Raw genomic sequence first — 14,958 nt, 5'->3', positions numbered from 1 at the left:
CAGAGGTGGAGAGGGATGGAAGCTTGGACGGAGAGATATCGCCTTTATAAGAAAATGAATAAACTTTTCAAGGAAATCATTCACGAGACTGACGTCTATTCAACAGACTGGGAATTCAGTACCCGTAATTTATCACACTTTTTAAAGTTATGGTCGAATAATAATCTCGTATTGGAAGAAAGTCTTCATTCAGAAGGGATGGCAACTTTGAAGATGGCCGACTTTCATGTAGAGCATTACTTCAAGAAAATTCTATATAATCTGGGCGGCCCTCAATTAGATTTGGGAAAAGACTATGAGTGGTGGAAAGCAAAGAATTTAAAAAGAGACAGATCGGAAAGATTATTTGGTCAATACCAATCAGATAAAAATGTAAAGGTGATGGCCACTCTAGATAATGCTTCAACAAAAGAAGAGATTGACCTTTTACTTGAGAATGGAATGGAAATAGGAAGAATCAATTGTGCACATGGCTCGCCAGGGGATTGGCTGAGATTGATCCAAATCATACGGAATAGTGAACATAATTCGAAAAGATGCAAGGTATTTATGGATATCCCCGGGCCAAAAATAAGAATTGAGAAAATATTGTATAACCCGTACACTGTAAAAATTCAATCGAAGAATTTAAAGAAGCCTATATATGGTCTTATAAGAAAAGATGCTCTGCCAACCGTTAATATGCAGGATTGCCTTTTTGAAATTGAAATTAAACAATCTAGTCTCTTTGAACAGATAAGTCCAGGAGATGACATTCATATCAAATTAATTGACACCCGTTATGGAACATTAAAAGTCGTTGATATCCTTAGTGAACAAGTACTTTTAGTGGAATCCGAAGGAACTTTTGAAATCAATCAAAAATTTAAACTTGACTTTGGTGGTCAAGAGATGGAAATCACTGATATCAAGACAATTCCATCCTTTATTAAAGTGAAGAAAGGAAGTGTCATCAGGATATATTTTAACGGGGACTCTTTTAGAAGAATGAGAGGGAATCGGCAATGTGCGTGTTTAACAGTCAGCCACCCCAATGCCCTGAAAAATGTGGGGTTGAATGACAGCGTCTATTTCGATGATGGAATCGTATTCGGGAAAGTCAAAAGATTGACCCCGGATTTTATCGAACTGCTAATCTTATCACCAAATGAAAAAAGCAAAAAGATTAAAGAAGGAAAGGGGATCAATTTTCCTGATTCGTTCGTTCATTTACTATTGTCCACACCAACCCAGGAAGATCTTTCGCTGCTTCCTTTTCTCATTGAACATGCAGACATCATTGGCCTATCCTATGTAAATCACCCAAAGGATATTAAGAAAATGGCAGATATTCTGCACGCCTATGGGAGAGAAGATATTGGCTTAGTGGCGAAAATCGAAACAAAAGAAGGTATCCGACAGCTTTCCAGAATTATTGAAACTGGCCTTTCATATTCCAATTTTGGTGTAATGATAGCTCGCGGAGATCTGGCAGTCGAAGCAGGATTTCAAAATCTGCTTACAATCCAGGAAAATATTCTAAGGATGTGCCATGCAGCACATGTTCCTGTCATCTGGGCAACTGGGGTTCTAAATGAATTGACAAAAAACGGTGCGCCAACAAGAGCTGAAATATCTGATGTTTACTTAGCAAGCCAAACGGACTGCATCATGCTGAATAAAGGTGAGTTTCTAAATGATTCTGTAAAACTGCTAAATTTACTTATGCAAAACAGTATTGCACTTCATTCATATTATCGGGATGATGGGATGGAATTCTTTAGAGCTCAAAAAGATTTGCTGGAAGAGTAGTAATTTTCATGAATGGGTTTCACTTTTGACTTTAACCCCAATCTGGTGAGAACTGTTAAAGACAGTACTCTCCGGATTTCTTTTCGTTATTAGAAAAGAATGCTATAGTAAAACAAACAATTTTGTTGAAAAGGAAGGCGTTTTATGAATAAAGCCATTGATCAACTTTCGCGTCCTTTTAAGGATTTGCGAATTTCTGTTACCGACCGCTGTAATTTTCGATGCCGTTATTGCATGCCAGCAGAAGTTTTTGGTCCGGATTATGCTTTCCTGCCGAAGGAAGAAATTCTTTCTTTCGAAGAAATCGAACGAATTACAAAAGCTTCTGTTAAACTCGGGGTCAGAAAACTGAAGTTAACCGGAGGAGAGCCGTTGATACGAAAAAATCTGGATCAATTGATTCGGAAATTGTATGAAATTGAAGGGATAGAGGATATTGGACTGACAACAAACGGGATCCTCTTGCCGATATATGCAGATCGCTTAAAGGAAGCAGGTCTAAAACGGATCAATATTAGTCTAGATGCACTTGAAGAAAATCTCTTCAAAAGAATTAATGGGGTTGGAGCCAGTGTTGAAAAAGTAAAAGCTGGCATTGATGCTGCCATTAATGCAGGTCTAAAGGTAAAAATCAATATGGTCGTCCAAAAGGGAGTCAACGAGAATGAAATGATCCCGATGGCTGAATATTGCAAGGAGAAAGAAATTCCGCTCAGGTTCATCGAATTCATGGATGTCGGCAATTCCAACGGATGGAATTGGGATCAAATCGTCACGAAAAAAGAGATGACGAGCATTCTTTCAAGCAGGTATAAATTGATTCCCGTTGAGCCGGAGTATTATGGAGAGGTTGCTAAACGATATGTTATAGAAGGATCAGACAGTGAAATCGGTTTTATTACTTCTGTTTCAGAGACTTTCTGCAGCGAATGCACAAGAGGGCGGATATCGGCCAATGGCACCTTCTATACCTGTCTTTTTGCACAAAGTGGAGTGGACTTGAAAGAAGACCTGCGGAATGGAATGACTGATATTGAGCTGATGAACAAATTAAATCAAATCTGGAATAATCGAAATGACCGCTACTCGGAAGCAAGAACTGAGGAATCTGCAGTAAAACGAAAGAAAATTGAAATGTCGTATATCGGTGGATAATGTATTCTTTACCACACATGAACCCTTTTTGGAGCTAAGAATCCAACAGGGTTTTTTTTATATTTGACCTCCCTGATTAAACCTATAGCCAGATTGGGTATAAGGGTCTTATACATAGGCTAAGAATGTGACAACCTACAGAAGAAGCCTATTCAATAAAAGGGGGAGCTAACGGGTGCCGACGGCGAAAAAAAGGAAGAAAAAGAAATGGACTTATATATTAATCATAGTTGTGTGTGCAGTTTATCTAGGGATGGTCTTCTACGAGAGCAAAAAGCCGCTCCCTAAAGGGTTGTCTTATGAAAGCAAGGTGCATCATGTTGACAATGTAAACTTCTTATACGATCTTACTTATCAAAAAGATAAAAAAGAAATGCATGATCAAATGATCTTCCAAAAAATATTTGACCAAATAGATAAAGCAGATAAATTTATCGTAATTGATATGTTCTTATTTAATGACTTTTATGATAAAGGAATGTTCTTCCCCCCTATCAGTGATACATTGACAAAAAAGTTGATTGATAAAAAAGAAAAAAATCCTGAAATGAGGATTGTCTTCATTACTGATCCTGTAAATACAGGCTATAGTTCATTCTTATCGAAACAATTAAAGGAAATGAAAGATAACGGCATTGAAATTGTCGTTACTGATCTAGAACCATTAAGGGATTCCAATCCACTGTATTCTGCAATCTGGCGGATAGGGCTTCAGTGGTTCGGACAAAAAGGGGAAGGATGGATAAGGAATCCTCTAACACCAAATGCACCAAAGCTTACAGTCCGATCTTATTTGGAGCTGATGAATATAAAAGCAAATCATCGGAAGACACTTGCAACAGATAAGGGGGCAATCGTTTCTTCAGCCAATCCTCATGATGCCAGTGGATATCATTCCAATATTGCATTTGAGACTTCTGGCCCGATTATCGCAGATATCCTTAAAACGGAACAATCCATCATCGATTTTTCACATTCAAATGTAAAACTGCCTAAGTATAAAGGGTCAATGAAAGAAAAAGGAAATATAAAGATTCAATTGCTTACGGAAAGCAAAATTCAATCTGGGATAGTAGACACTGTAAGCAAGACTTCTAAAGGAGATTCCATTTGGATTGGCATGTTTTATATCGCAGATAGGGATATCGTCAATGCTTTAACGGATGCTGCAGGGCGTGGAGTTAAAATCAAGCTCATTTTGGACCCAAATACGAATGCTTTTGGCCATAAGAAAACTGGGCTCCCGAATAATCCTGTTGTCTCTGAGCTCTTGGAAGAGGGCAAGGGAAACATCCAAATGAAATGGTACAACACCCATAAAGAACAATATCATACAAAATTGATCTATGTGAGAGGGCAGAATTCTTCCACAGTGATAGGCGGGTCTGCCAACTATACAATGAGAAATCTGGATGATTTCAATCCTGAAACGGATTTGAAAGTGGAAGCAGCAAATAGGGAACAGGTCATTGTTGATGTGGATGACTATTTTCATCGCATTTGGAATAATGAAGAGGGAACCTATTCAGTTGGATATAAGAAACGCAAAATCGAATTCACTGGTGTTGAGCGTGTCATATATGCACTGCAGAAACTCCTTCATTTTACGACCTATTGAGTGCGGACTTGATTTGTTGCAAAAATGCATTCAAACGGTAAACTAGAAGTAGAACCATACAGGAGTGATAGAAATGTCGACAAGCTGGAAAGTCATTTTGACGAAGGGAGAGAATGAACCATGGTGGTTCTTTGAAGGCTGGGAAAAGGATATCGTTTCCGAATATTCCTTCGAAGAAAAACATGAAGCCCTAATATTTTTTCATGAAAAGCTAAAATCTTTGCAAAATGAATACCCTCATATTAGACAGAAAAATGATTCAATGGCAGCATTCTGGCACGAAGAAGAAAAGGAATTTTGCGAAGCATGTGATGATGATTTACAGACCTATCATGGTCTGCTTCTGATGCAAAATCAAAAACCATATGTACCAACATATGAGGAGAAAGCTTTTTTTAGAGTCTGAATGATAAGAGGGGGATGGGATGAAGATATTAATTATCGGGGGAACAAAGTTTGCCGGCCGTGCGATTGTAGAGGAAGCGGTAAAAAAGGGGTTTGATGTGACTCTATTCAACAGAGGGAAAACAAATGACGCCATATTCCCGGAATTGCCCCTTATAAAAGGAGATCGGCAAAACGAAGCGGATTTAGCTAAGCTAAGTGGTCAAAAATGGGACGCCGTCATTGATACATGCGGCTACCAGCCAAAAGACGCCGCCCTCTCTTCTGCCATGTTGAAAGGGTCTTGCAGTGTCTATGTATTCATTTCAACCATATCCGTCTATAAGGGCGCATTTCAGGAGGAGGGAATAGAAGAAAACTCTGAAGTCATTGAATTAACCCCAGAGGAAAAAGAGCAGCTGGAGATTGATGGTTCATTACCGGTAGATCAATATTATGGAGCCCTAAAAGCCTTATGTGAGCGTGCAGTGATGGAAGAACTTCCTGATAGATCACTTATTATCAGGCCTGGACTTATTGTCGGCCCTCATGATCCTACCGATCGGTTTACTTATTGGATAGAAAGGGTGATGAGAGGAGGGAAGACGCTTACGCCTGACAACCAGGACTGTGAGATACAGTTCATTGATGTCCGTGATTTAGCCAATTGGATTTTAGCCCTCATTGAAATGGGTGAGACGGGAATTTGGAATGCCGCAGGACCGACAACACCATTGACGTTAAGCCAATTTTTAAAAGAATGCAGGAAGTGCTTGAACAGGGAAACCGAATTCATTTGGGCTTCAGAAGAATTTCTGCTGAAGAATGAAGTGAAGCCTTGGATTGAACTTCCCTTGTGGATTCCGCATATAAAGGATTTTGGCACAGATATAACAAAGGTGAAAAATGCCGGCCTGAATACAAGGCAATTAAAAGAAACGATATTGGATACTGCTGAATGGGCAAGCAAAAGGAATCATCAAGAAAGAAATGCTGGATTGGGGGCAGTTAAAGAAGCTATTTTATTGGAATCCTTAAATAAATAATTCAAATAAAAAACTGCCGAGAAAACTCGACAGCAAGTGCGGCTTATATTAAGCCGTTTTTTTATTGAACAAATTTACTTTCGATTTCCTGGCATACTTGGTCAGCTGACATTCCATGTGCATTAATGACAGAACCTGCCGTAACAACGTTCTGTATTCCCATGACATTGTTATCTTGTCCCGTCACCACGCAGCAGTCACAGTTCGCTGCATCATTTTCATTTTTAAGTTCAACCACCTCGTAGCCTTTTGCGCGAAGCACTTCAGATACGTTAGAAAGGGATTGTTCTACACCAACTCGTTTTGACATTACCACACACCTCCTCAAATATAACTTTATTTTCACCATAAATGGATTAATTATGCGACAGTCGCGAAGTTTCGGTTTAGTGAAAGTTAGGCCGAATTGACCATTTTGATAGGATTTGACACAAGAACATTTGTTCGCGTGGAAAAGTATGCTAAAATGAGGTTGTACAGTTCATAAAGGTGGGTGGGCAGCGGCTGCTTTCCGAAAGGAGGTGGTCGCAAGAGATGATTCCTGTTGCTGATACAATGCAGATTATGATAGCATTCGGATCTTTAATCATAGCCATCATTGCCATTGCACAAAAAAAGAAGTAACCCACCCCGTGCAAGTTGGATAGAGGGTGAGTTACTTTTTCGTGGTTAAAGGCTGCTGCACTGCTTGCAGGAAAACTGTACCTAGAGTTCTGGTTGCCGCCAGGACTCTTAAGTCTTATGCTCCATTATTAGCATTATAACGGTTTTTTTTCTGTACGTAAAGAAAAGGGGAAATGAATTTACATCTGTTAATCGATTACACCAGTTCGTTGAATGGAAGTTTCTACCGTAACATTGATTTTTGAATTTTTATAGATATCCATCCATTGCTGTTTGGTTAAATGTGTACTCCGATGGCGTGCCATGTAATAATTCCCAAAACCAATCGGATCGGTATTTTTTTCTTTTAGCATTGCAGACAATTCGTTCATTTTCTTTTCCATCTTTTTTGATATTTCGGTTTCCAATTTTCTTACAACAGCTGGATCTCCTAAGTCCATGGTTTCAGAGACTTCAAGCACCCGCAAGTTTGTCTTGACGTGAATGGAGAAAATGGGTCTTCCTGTTTCTTCCGTCATTGTGATTTTCTCATGTGCGTGAATGTTATCCAGAGTAAGATGGACATCTTCTTTTTTTTCTTTATATGTGGGATTCTCTGTTTGGTTTTCAGTAAAAAAAGCTTTGAATCTTTGCCGAGGAAGATCGATTTCTGTCAGGGCCCTTGTATATTTCTCCATTAACATCCGGAGGTAGAAAATATCGTCCTGTGGCAAGGGGGCAAGATAATGGTCGTCATTAAAGAGTGCAAGCCCGCTGATGACGATATGCCCGTTTTCAATCGTTAAGAGGGGAAGGACGGGATCTTTCCCGATATCATAAAAGGTACGCAGATATTCTTGCAGTGTGGGGTTTGGAATAAGCTCTCTGTCGATATTTTGGCGAATCATGTTATATAAGTATGTTCCTATATTATCCGTTTGGTAAGGATCCTGATGGTTGAGGATTTCCTTTGCTGTAGGACTTGCCACTGCGAGGTAAACCATATTGCCGATGGATGCATCCCTCGTTAATGTATCAACATACTGGCTCAATCCTTCCGAAGCGATTTCATCACCATAAATGGCCACACGCAGCTGTCCCGAAGCAATTTTCTTGCTTGTTTCATAATTGATTTTTCTTTTTACCCCTTTGCTGGTGATGGAGCTTGCAGAAAAGATATTTGAAACGCTCTGTTTTTCCGGACTGAATTGAAGTACAGCAAGTGTTCCTTCCACTTCTTCTGCTTCTTCTTTATTCCTATCATATCCGATGGCAGTGACTAATCCGAGATTTTCAAGGCTTTTTTGCTCTACACATCCAGAGATCACAAATGAAAGTATGGGTATGATCAACATCAGGAGCTTCATCTTAAACACTCCTTTTTTTCTTCCAAATCATTTTAAGTTTCACCATTGCATAAAGCAGGAAAGGATATACGAAAAATAATGCAAATCCTGCATACCCAACATAATCTGAAGCAAGGTTGTTAAATATTCTCTCTTTTAAAAATAATGTGCCAAGCCAGGCAATCGAGAGCGCTATATACAAACTTTTTCGCCCTGTGATGCCTAATACCTTTTTGATTCCTCTGACTGATGACCATAGGTATAAACAAATGTTAGGAAGAATTATCAGCATCCAGAATGAAACTGCGATGAATTCAAATCGTTCCAAATTTGGAATCCTAACGATTTTAAACATGGATAGTACAGGCCATATCGTCCTTTTTAAACCAGTGGATGAAAAGAAACCGATTGAAACAAATGTAACCAAGGTAAACAAAAGAGTAGAATAAAGATTTCCAATCATGGAATAGCGAAAAACCTTTTCTTTATTTTGTACAAAGGGATACACAAACATGACCATTTCATACCCAACGATGGAAAGGCTGGTCTTAAATGTTCCCATCATGATCTGTTTGAAACTATGGTTCCATATCGGTAAAAGATGAGAATAATCCATATATTGAAGCGGGACAGCAATGATAAAAGTTATCCAAATCGATAATATCAAGGAAAGTACGCATATTCCTACCACTACCCTTATTCCTCCCGTCACTGCATAAAATGCAAGGAAGCTGAGCATCAAAGTGAATATCCATGTTGGCAGGGTAGGGAATATCCATTCCTGAACCATCTCTGTATAATCTTTTAAGATAATGAAATATCCCGATAGCAGATAAATGGAAACAGCAGAGTTGACCAATTTGCTCCCCCATTTTCCAAATAAGTACTCATGGATGGAATAGAGGTCGGCACTCTCGAACATCTTTAACGTTTTATCCATGATAAACAATACGATCGTGACTACTGCACCGGTAATCAATACAGAGATCCAGGCATCATTTTCCGATTGAAGGAAAACAACCCTGGGCAAACCGGCAATCCCAACGCCTGTTTGTGCGGTATGAACAATGAACATTAACAAATAGGCATTGAATAGTAGCTTTTTAGGTGGATTGATGTTCGGATTCACTTGCAACATTCCTTATTCATCCAAGTCTTTTTTCTGGAGTGCATCTTGCTTTGAAAAACGAATAGGGTCTCTAGTCATATTTGAATCTGGCCGGTTTCTGTAAAAAAAGATGGGAGCCCGGATCAAACTGTATTTTAAATCCCCGAGTTTAAGTGGATAAACAGGGTTTAAATATGGTCTGCCCATCGACGTCTGCTTCAATAAATGGATTAATATTAAGCAAAATGAAAACATAATGCCTACACCTCCATACAGTCCTGCAGCAAGAATAATTGGGAAGCGCAATATTCTCAATGTAGATCCCATTAAATAACTGGGAGTAGTGAACGATCCCAGCGCACTGATAGCGATGATAATGATTAGAATGTTGCTCGTAAAGCCAGCTTGAACAGCTGCCTGTCCGATGACGATACCACCTACAATACCCATTGTCTGTCCAACTTTAGTAGGGAGCCTGGCGCCAGCTTCTCTAAGTAGTTCGATGATGAATTCAAGGAGCAGTGCTTCAAATACGGGTGGAAAAGGGACATTTGATCTTGATTCTCCAAGGGACGTTAATAAAGCTGAAGGAATGACTTCATAGTGGTAGGTCAAAACAGCAACATATGCAGGAGTGAGTAAAACGGAAAGTACAATGGAAGCGAGGCGAAGCATTCGTAAAAATGTTCCAACATTCCATCTCACATACACATCTTCTGTTGTTTCAAAAAAACTAAAAAACGAAGTGGGACCTATTAAAGAAATGGGGCTCCTATCAACAAGAACACCAACTTTTCCATATAAAAGACTCATGCAAAAGCGGTCTGGAAGCTCCGTGGACATCAGCTGGGGAAAGAGTGTGAATGAATTATCCTCAATCAGCTGGGCCAAGATCGAAGCGTCAATCACACTGTCAATGTCCAGCTCTGTAATTCTTTGACGAAAGGTAGCAACATTTTCTTCATCAGCTACATCAGAAATATATACTAAACTTACTTTATGTTTTACACGGCTCCCTACCATAATTTCTTCCATAGCAAGCTTTTCATCGGGAAGATAATTTCTTACAATATTTACATTCATGGCAATAGACTCTGTAAAAGAGATTTTTGGACCATATACTATGGATTCCGTTTCAGCCTTTTCAAATCCACGTGATTCCTTTTTACCGATATCTGCAAGAATCCCGCAATCTTCACCTTCAATAAAAATATACAGGTATCCATTGATAAGGCCTTGGGATATCTCCTCTAATTGATTAGTAAGGCTCAGTTTACCGATATTCAATGATTGATAAACATCTTTGATGCTAATGGAATTTTCGTATAATTGATTTAACGGTTTTAGGATTTCCTCGCTTAAAAAATCTTCCTTTATGCTATTCTCTAAATAAACAAGGAGGATGGTTTTTTGATGATGAATGACATCCCGAAAAAGAAGGTCAGAGCTATTTGATAGGGCAGATCGCATGTCATCTTTAAATTCCTCCATTGACAGCCGATGCGCTTTTTTTCTGTTTTTTTCTATTTTTTTAAAATGATCTTTAAACATGCTATCAACCCCCCATTCCTTCGATGCCTGTAATGAAAGTTTGTCCCACAAAAAGGTAAACATGCAGCAATCGTATATTGATTTCTCAATATAAAAAAAAGCCTGCTGAATGCAGGCAATTAAAAAGAGTATGAATAGTTTGATGTGGAACTGTATTGTAAATCTGTTTCTTTAACAAGAGAAAGAAAAATTTCTATAAGGATTGGGTCCCATTGTGTTCCACTGCCTTCAGCCAATATTGAAATTGCTTTTCCAAATGACATTCCTTTACGGTAAGGGCGGTCAGAGGTCATTGCGTCAAAAGCATCAGCAATTGCGATTATCCTTCCAAATAAAGGAATATCCTGTCCTGAAAGCGCTGATGGATATCCCTTTCCATCAAATCTTTCATGATGATGCTTAATCCCTGGCAATAAATGCCTCATTTCTAATGAGAGCTCCGGCTGATCCACTATTTTTGCCCCAATGGTTGGGTGCTGCTTGATTTGGTTGAATTCTTCATCCGTTAATCTGCCATCCTTCAAAAGCACAGCATCTCGGACACCGATTTTTCCAATGTCATGGAGAAGAGCCGATTTTCTTAACAACTGCAGTTCTTGAGTTGATAATCCTGCACCTTTCCCAATTTGAGAGGAATATTCGGCGACTCTTATGGAATGACCGGCAGTATAAGGATCCCTGGCGTCAAGAGCAGCTGCGATCACTGTATAGAAGCTGTCCAGCAATTCCTCATTCCGTTTATCCCTGATTTTAATGGAATGGAGCATATGATTGAAACCCTTTACTATGTCACTGAATTCATCGGTGTGTGGATTATCCAAAGCCAGAAAAAGCCCATTTTGAACATTCTGGAAGCCATTCTGTAGTTCAGCAAGTGGTTTTTGAATGCTTTTATATAGCAAAATTGCAGCTGTAATACTAAATATGCTAATTACTGCAATGATGAGTGCAGCCCAACTTAGGTATCCTTTAGCAATTTCCAAGGAAGTTTCAATAAAGCGCACCTGTGTGGCTACTGAAAACAAGAGAATGGGGAATACCGATATAAAACCAGCTCCGGCAAAAAGCTTCCTTTTAATACTGAAAATGTTCTTTTTATGATTAATAGACATGAATTGGGCGCCTAGCTTATGCTGTAAATCTAAAATGATCGGCTTGGTTGATTTTTCAGTTAGAAAAAACTCGATCATTGCATGCAGACATGCAATGATAAATGCACCTAATGCGGCAAGAGCAATAAAGGAGTATGGAATAGAGAGCCAGTTCATTTTAATTAAAATCAAACTTATTGAAACAGAAGGGATGGCAAGACCTAAAAAATGGGGCAATAGAATCCTTTTTACTGTCAAATAAGGAAAATGAAGAATCGTCTCATAAGCATCCTTAATCATATCTGATCGTTCATTTTGCTGATAGTACAGGGTTAACGGCCGTAAATGAATCTGATAGACAAGGATTTCACAGATAAACATCACGATGATGGATGCAATCAAAATCATCCATATCAATTTGACTTCATGAGTAGTCAATCTAAGGGTTTGAAAAATAAAAATGCTTCCAACGCCAATAACAGCAGATATCGAACCGATTAAATAATTAATTATCATTTTTCTTTTAAATTGGTCGAAAATTTTCAAAGGGAATATACTCCTTGTATGGAAAAGATTATCTTTATTATATAAAAATTCAAGAAACAATTATAGTGTTTATCAACCAAACCTTTATCAGGAATTGGGTGAGTTTGACTTTCATATTAAAAGTTGTATAATTATTATAAATGGATAAATACTTTCAGTTTTGAAGCATGCCATTCACATATTATAAAAAGTGATCGATGCGTGCGGTACTTTTTATAATATGTGAATTTTTTTAAAGATAAGAAAGTATAATATCCTGAGTTGGGAATTGTCCAGCTCCAGCGCCCAGCCCCTCGAGTCATAAGCCGCACCTCTACGGAAATCAGGATTTCCTTCGAGTTCCGTCTTATGCTGGTCGGGGCTTTCAGGGCGCTTACGCTTTTCTTATTAAAATGGAACATATTAATATTTTTGATTGTAATGGAGGATTCATCGTGGAAAAAGGTACAGTTAAATGGTTTAACGCAGAAAAAGGTTTTGGATTCATCGAAGTTGAAGGCGGAAATGATGTATTCGTTCATTTCTCTGCAATCACTGGAGAAGGCTTCAAATCACTTGAAGAAGGCCAGCAGGTAGAATTCGAGATCGTTGAAGGAAACCGCGGACCACAAGCAGCTAACGTTGTAAAACTTTAATTCGAGCAAACCGTTTTTTTAAATAGCTATCCAGTCAGGGTAGCTTTTTTTGCAAAACGCATCATAACCAATGGAGGTATGATCCATATGGCATTTGGAAGAAAACCTGAAGAAGAAATTATTACAGCGGAAACCAAGATTTGGGAATGTACATCTGATTCATGTAAAGGATGGCTCCGCGACAATTTTAAAAGCAGCGAGGATCCTGTCTGCCCACTTTGCGGCAGCCCGATGGAGTCAACTACGAAAGTCCTCCAAGTCGTTGATAATAACAGCCCGATCAAAGATTGACGGGTCAGTCCCCTTCTAATGAATGGGGACTTTTTTAATGGATGCCTATTGTACAATGAATTTGATTATGATTTAATAAAATAAACTGAACAGTCGGTTAAGTTGGAGGAGGATTTTTATGCCGCCTATTGTATCAGAAGAGTATAAAGTGAAAATGAAAAAGAAAATCATGGAGACAGCGTTCGTTTGCTTTGCTGAAAAAGGATTTCAAAATGCAACGATGGATGACATTGTTAAAAATTCAGGAATGAGCAAAGGTGCCATCTATAATTATTTTAAAAGCAAGGATGAAATCTATATCGAACTGATGGAGCAAAAGACAAAGGAAAGCATCGATAAAATCAATGAAAACCTGTCAAAGTTTGATTTGGCAGAAGAAAAGATGAGATATTTATTGAATATATACAGCCATCAGATTGAACGGAATCCAGATTGGCAAAACCTGATTAGGGTTCACATTGAATTTTGGCTTCAATCCTCAAGGGATGAGAGTCTGAAATCGATGTTGGATGACAGGATGAAAAATATCTATCAAAAGTTGATAATCGATATTCTGGAGTTAGGGAAAACGAATGGGGAGTTCCCTGGAGATTTAGATTCAAAAATGATCTCGACTCTTTTTTGGTCGATCATCGATGGAATTTCGATTTATTATGGCGTAATGAAGGATGATTATCCTTATAAACAAATGGTTGAAAAAGCAGGCGAAATGATCATGAGGGAGTTATTGAAAAAAAATTAATGCACAAGGAGGACTGTGCATTTTTTTAGCGAATAAAATAAACTGTATAGTCGGTTTATGTGATAAATTAGAAAGGGTGGTCGAAAAATGGAAATCAAAAGACTTTCAACGTGTACTCTAGATGAATCGGTAATGGCGTGGAATAAAGGTTTTGAAGGATATTTCTTTGATGCAACAACGGATGTTGACAAGTTTACTAAGAGATTAATAACGGAGGGGATGCTTCCTTCCATGTCAATCATTGGTTTTGTTAATGATTCTCCTTCAGCAATCGTTTTAAGCGGAAAAAGGGATGTTCAAGGAACCACTATTTCCTGGAACGGCGGCACAGGAGTCGCACTTCAGGAGAGGGGAAAAGGCATGGGTGAAAAAATGATCGAGCATTCCCTTAAGATTTATGAAGAAGAAGCTGTGGATGCAGCCACATTAGAAGCAATACTCGAAAATGAAAAAGCTATTAATCTATATAAAAAAATGGGCTATCAAATTGTCGATCATATCAGGCATTATGCGCTTAAGGGTGATTGGAAGTTAAGCAAATCTATAGAAAATAAGGGGTTTATCATTAAGAAAGGGGATTGGTCTGCTGTCAAGAGATCAGGATTGTATTTAACGGGCGCACCGTGGCAGGCACAGTGGGAACATATACAAGATGCTGAGATTATGGTTTGCTTAGACCATGAAGAATCAATCCTAGCCTATGCCATCTATAAAAAAATGGAAGATGAAAATGGCCAGATTCAAAGAATAGGATTGTTTCAGGCGAATTCCCTGTCGAATGAAATGGGAAAAGCGGCATTAAAAGAATTACTCCATGTACTTTACCAGTCTGAACGCGATTCGATATCAAGAATGGCCGCCTATATTCAGGACTCACAATCGGATGTTGTCGATCTATTAAAAGAAATCGGATTCGAAACAACCGTCTCGCAAGTCATGATGGCAAAATCATTGACTGAAAAAGGGAAGGAATTTATTGACCGGGTATATTCACCAAACAATAAGCAAACATCACATTCATAACCTAATCAAACTAACAGTGAAAAGCGAA

General features: G+C 38.6%; 15 protein-coding genes. 10 read left to right on the top strand and 5 right to left on the bottom strand.

Annotation, left to right across the window (positions count from 1 at the left end; all coding sequences use genetic code 11):
- The first annotated feature begins 15 nt into the window (after positions 1–15).
- From ABTV07_RS11830 to ABTV07_RS11810, 5 genes are all read left to right on the top strand, one after another.
- Positions 16–1,791 carry a pyruvate kinase gene (locus ABTV07_RS11830; protein ID WP_433742525.1) on the top strand — a complete coding sequence of 592 codons (1,776 nt, stop codon included), beginning with the start codon at positions 16–18 and terminating at the stop codon, positions 1,789–1,791.
- 144 nt (positions 1,792–1,935) lie between these two features.
- Complete coding sequence (gene moaA, locus ABTV07_RS11825) at positions 1,936–2,946, top strand: GTP 3',8-cyclase MoaA (RefSeq protein WP_433742523.1); 1,011 nt, start codon at positions 1,936–1,938, stop codon at positions 2,944–2,946.
- A gap of 175 nt (positions 2,947–3,121) precedes the next feature.
- The gene (locus ABTV07_RS11820; protein WP_433742521.1) at positions 3,122–4,564 is read left to right on the top strand and encodes a phospholipase D family protein; all 1,443 of its coding nucleotides are present in this window, start codon (positions 3,122–3,124) and stop codon (positions 4,562–4,564) included.
- A 73-nt stretch (positions 4,565–4,637) separates the two neighbouring features.
- Positions 4,638–4,970, top strand: a complete 333-nt coding sequence (locus ABTV07_RS11815; RefSeq protein WP_433742520.1) for a DUF1033 family protein — start codon at positions 4,638–4,640, stop codon at positions 4,968–4,970.
- Positions 4,971–4,989: 19 nt separating this feature from the next.
- Positions 4,990–5,994 carry an SDR family oxidoreductase gene (locus ABTV07_RS11810; protein WP_433742518.1) on the top strand — a complete coding sequence of 335 codons (1,005 nt, stop codon included), beginning with the start codon at positions 4,990–4,992 and terminating at the stop codon, positions 5,992–5,994.
- A 61-nt stretch (positions 5,995–6,055) separates the two neighbouring features.
- On the opposite strand, the gene ABTV07_RS11805 is transcribed toward ABTV07_RS11810, so the two are convergent.
- Entirely contained in the window at positions 6,056–6,304 is a 249-nt protein-coding gene (locus ABTV07_RS11805) for a YkuS family protein (RefSeq protein ID WP_433742517.1), read from the bottom strand.
- Positions 6,305–6,528: 224 nt separating this feature from the next.
- Between ABTV07_RS11805 and ABTV07_RS11800 the strand changes: the two genes are divergently transcribed.
- Positions 6,529–6,618, top strand: coding sequence for a putative holin-like toxin (locus tag ABTV07_RS11800; protein WP_433742515.1), 90 nt, complete (start codon positions 6,529–6,531; stop codon positions 6,616–6,618).
- A 188-nt stretch (positions 6,619–6,806) separates the two neighbouring features.
- On the opposite strand, the gene ABTV07_RS11795 is transcribed toward ABTV07_RS11800, so the two are convergent.
- From ABTV07_RS11795 to ABTV07_RS11780, 4 genes are all read right to left on the bottom strand, one after another.
- A complete protein-coding gene (locus ABTV07_RS11795; protein ID WP_433742513.1) occupies positions 6,807–7,964 on the bottom strand; it encodes a Ger(x)C family spore germination protein in 1,158 nt (385 codons plus the stop codon).
- Position 7,965: 1 nt separating this feature from the next.
- Positions 7,966–9,081: a GerAB/ArcD/ProY family transporter gene (locus ABTV07_RS11790; protein ID WP_433742511.1), complete on the bottom strand. Its 1,116-nt coding sequence runs from the start codon at positions 9,079–9,081 to the stop codon at positions 7,966–7,968.
- A 3-nt stretch (positions 9,082–9,084) separates the two neighbouring features.
- Positions 9,085–10,602: a spore germination protein gene (locus ABTV07_RS11785; RefSeq protein WP_433742509.1), complete on the bottom strand. Its 1,518-nt coding sequence runs from the start codon at positions 10,600–10,602 to the stop codon at positions 9,085–9,087.
- 119 nt (positions 10,603–10,721) lie between these two features.
- On the bottom strand, positions 10,722–12,239 hold the full coding sequence (locus ABTV07_RS11780) for an HD domain-containing phosphohydrolase (protein ID WP_433742507.1): 1,518 nt from the start codon (positions 12,237–12,239) through the stop codon (positions 10,722–10,724).
- Between the two features lie 434 nt (positions 12,240–12,673).
- Here ABTV07_RS11780 and cspD point away from each other — a divergent pair, with 434 nt between their 5' ends.
- From cspD to ABTV07_RS11760, 4 genes are all read left to right on the top strand, one after another.
- Positions 12,674–12,874 (top strand): cold-shock protein CspD, encoded by a 201-nt coding sequence (gene cspD, locus ABTV07_RS11775; protein WP_114745502.1) that lies wholly within the window; start codon positions 12,674–12,676, stop codon positions 12,872–12,874.
- Positions 12,875–12,961: 87 nt separating this feature from the next.
- Positions 12,962–13,165: a cold-shock protein gene (locus tag ABTV07_RS11770; protein WP_433742504.1), complete on the top strand. Its 204-nt coding sequence runs from the start codon at positions 12,962–12,964 to the stop codon at positions 13,163–13,165.
- A gap of 118 nt (positions 13,166–13,283) precedes the next feature.
- Entirely contained in the window at positions 13,284–13,907 is a 624-nt protein-coding gene (locus tag ABTV07_RS11765) for a TetR/AcrR family transcriptional regulator (RefSeq protein WP_433742503.1), read from the top strand.
- Positions 13,908–13,994: 87 nt separating this feature from the next.
- Complete coding sequence (locus ABTV07_RS11760) at positions 13,995–14,930, top strand: GNAT family N-acetyltransferase (protein WP_433742501.1); 936 nt, start codon at positions 13,995–13,997, stop codon at positions 14,928–14,930.
- Positions 14,931–14,958 lie beyond the last annotated feature (28 nt).

Source organism: Falsibacillus pallidus, assembly GCF_050990905.1.
In the GTDB taxonomy this organism is placed as follows: Bacteria; Bacillota; Bacilli; order Bacillales; family DSM-25281; genus Falsibacillus; species Falsibacillus pallidus_A.
This window is presented reverse-complemented; position numbering and strand designations above follow the sequence as displayed.